Below are 235 nucleotides of genomic sequence, written 5' to 3' on the forward strand. Positions count from 1 at the left end.
GAGTTCGGCATCGACCTCAAGGTCACCGGTTTCACCGCCGTCGGCATCGTCTTCTCGGATCAGCTCGGGGCGGCTCTGCTGCCGTTCTGGATCTTCGTGTTCGGTCTCTCGCTGATCCTCCTCACCATCGTGTTCCGCTCCCTCTGGTTGCCGTTCACCCCCGCGGCGGGCTACCTGCGGTCGCTCGTCTCCTCCTTCGGGCGCGTCGTGGCGGTCTTCGAGTGGGGCGGGGTCG

Annotated in this window: 1 protein-coding gene; it reads left to right on the plus strand. The window is 66.4% G+C overall.

The genetic code is table 11. From position 1 onward, the window contains the following. A partial coding sequence (locus KVS71_RS18965; RefSeq protein ID WP_217585305.1) for a hypothetical protein occupies positions 1-235 on the plus strand: 235 nt, incomplete at both ends.

It is taken from the genome of Microbacterium sp. GbtcB4 (genome assembly GCF_019091465.1).
Taxonomy (GTDB): domain Bacteria; phylum Actinomycetota; class Actinomycetes; order Actinomycetales; family Microbacteriaceae; genus Microbacterium; species Microbacterium paraoxydans.